This window comes from Frankia sp. Hr75.2 (assembly GCF_949319125.1).
Lineage (GTDB): Bacteria > Actinomycetota > Actinomycetes > Frankiales > Frankiaceae > Parafrankia > Parafrankia soli.
The window spans coordinates 1-2,209 of the sequence record NZ_CASGGV010000125.1 but is presented as its reverse complement, the minus strand read 5'-3'; the positions used below and the strand labels follow the sequence as shown (position 1 = coordinate 2,209).

Annotated in this window: 2 protein-coding genes; both read right to left on the bottom strand. The window is 63.2% G+C overall.

The window, feature by feature from the left end; translation table 11 throughout:
- Window positions 1-501: 501 nt before the first annotated feature.
- The gene (locus tag AC559T_RS11805; RefSeq protein ID WP_131628169.1) at window positions 502-879 is read right to left on the bottom strand and encodes a hypothetical protein; all 378 of its coding nucleotides are present in this window, start codon (window positions 877-879) and stop codon (window positions 502-504) included.
- A 453-nt stretch (window positions 880-1,332) separates the two neighbouring features.
- Window positions 1,333-2,209 (bottom strand): integrase core domain-containing protein (locus AC559T_RS11800; RefSeq protein WP_498868717.1); only part of this gene is annotated, 877 nt, incomplete at its 5' end.

Below are 2,209 nucleotides of genomic sequence, written 5' to 3'. Positions count from 1 at the left end.
ATCGAGGGCGAGGGCGAGGGCGAAGGCGGTGGCCGCGGCCAGGGCTGACTGGGAGCGGGAGCAGCGGGAGTGGGGCTAGAAACAGGAGCACTGGCCTCGATGTCTCGGCGAGAACACCGAACTCATGAGTATCTCCTATTGTGAATGGTGAGGTATGAATCTTTGTTTGATGATGCCGCCGCCCGCGGTCGGCGACTAGGGCATTCTCTCCCGAATCCATGGTGTAACTGACTGCACCATCGGAAGAGTGATCTCGATGGGTAGGAGATCTCCTTCTGGACGGTTGTCGGCATGAACCTCAGATATGCAAAGTCGCCGTCCATATGTATCTCCGACCAGGATCAGGTCGAGGACTCCTACGTCAAGACGAACGGATTCGAGCTGGTTGCTGGTTGCTGGTGGCGTACTGAGCATTGGGTGCGGCCTTGCGTTCCCATGGAAGTTGTCAGCACCGTTGTGACGCTCCCCGAGGCTGGCAGGGCCGGAGCGGGAGAGTGAGTGTCAGCGGATCCCGCAGAGGGTGAACGTTGCCAGCAGGGCGATGTTGTGGAGTGTGAACTGGTCGGCTGTCGAGTCGCTCAAGCCGTAACGCTTCGCCATCGAGGGCATAGTGATCTTTCTGGTGGTGGCCATGTCCGAGCAGTCGGCCTCGCCGTCGCTGAGGATCTGCTCGTCGGTTTTCCCCTCCGCCAACCCGGGAAACTGCTGGCGGAACTGTCTGACGTAGGTGGGGGTACCGCCCCCGATTCCGATTCCTGGGTTCGTCGACACGGACGGCGTGCTCACCGTATTCACGGGGGAGAATTCGGTCGATTCGACCGGGCCGCAGGCGGCCAACGACGCGATGGCCACGCCGATAAAGATAAGTCGTTTACGCATGACTCTCCCTGTCGTGTCGCTCGCTCGCCTGGCATTGGAGGAGCGTGTCGACCGGTCTGGCGGGAAGATCCGGTCAGGGTGCCGTCCACCGGAAGATCTGGGGAGGGGTTGAGTCTCCGGATCTGATCGGAGGTACGGCACCAGCCTGTCCGATCGGGCCCGTCCCGTCGTCCTCCACACGCAGACACTTCTGGCTACGGAGAACTTAGTACTCGCTACCAGCACGTCTGCAACTGAATGACACGACGCGCCCCGTCCCGCAGTAGCCCGATGGGCGCGGACAAGGAGGTTCGTCCACCCCGATGATCGAGAGTGGAGCCTACGGATGTGGTGCCCAGCTGTACCAGGCGATCGCCGAACGAGTCTGGTCTCCCGAGGCTGTGGGGCTCCGAAATTCGGGTTTCGGCCTGTGAGCTGGCCTTTTGCGGCTGACGTGATCGTCAGGGGGTGTCGTCAGGCGGCGTTGCGGTACTCGTTGATCGGCCCGCCGAGGATGCGTGTGCGACGGACGGTGGAACCCGGGGTCGGGGTGACCACGGGTGGTGAGTCGGGCGGATGCTGGCCGAGGGAGCGGTGAGGCCGCTGGGTGTTGAAATGCTCGGCGTAGCTGGTGAGGGCGGTGGTCAGGTGCCGTTCAGAGACGATCAATAATCTGTCGGTGCATTCGCGGCGGGCGGTGCCGACCCAGCGTTCCGCGATCGCGTTTGCCTGGGGTGACTGTGGCGGTGTGCGTACCACGTCGATGCCGGCTGCGGTGAAGACGGCGTCGAACGAAGCCGTGAACTTTGTATCGCGGTCACGGATGAGGAACCGGAACCTGCGGCTGCGATCTTCGAGATCCATCAGCAGGTTCCGGGCGTGCTGGGTGATCCATGCCGCGGTTGGGTGTTTCGTTGCTCCAAGGACATGGGCACGGCGGGTGGCGTGTTCGACGACGAAGAACACGTAGATCCGTTGGAGGAACATGGTGTCCACTGTGAAGAAATCGCAGGCCAGGATGGCGGAGGCCTGGGCGGACAGGAACGTGCGCCAAGATGTGTCGATCCGCCGGGGCACGGGGTCGACACCGGTGCGGTGCAGGATCCGCCAGATGGTGGCGACCCCGACCGGGTAGCCCAGCCCGGCGAGTTCTCCTTGGATCCTGCGGTGTCCCAAGGCCGGGTTCTCCTGCGCGAGGCGCAGGACCAGCTCGCGGATCTCCCGGCGGATCGATGGCCGTCCGGGTGTCTTGCGTGGGTGGGTCCATTGTCGTGCGAGGAGATCATGGTGCCAGCGCAGCACGGTGGCCGGGGTGACGAAGAAAATGTCCCAGTGGGCTCGGGGTAACAGC

Excerpts from the sequence above, each read along its gene's own strand:
- AC559T_RS11805 (WP_131628169.1), bottom strand. The coding sequence starts at position 879 with ATGCGTAAACGACTTATCTTTATCGGCGTGGCCATCGCGTCGTTGGCC.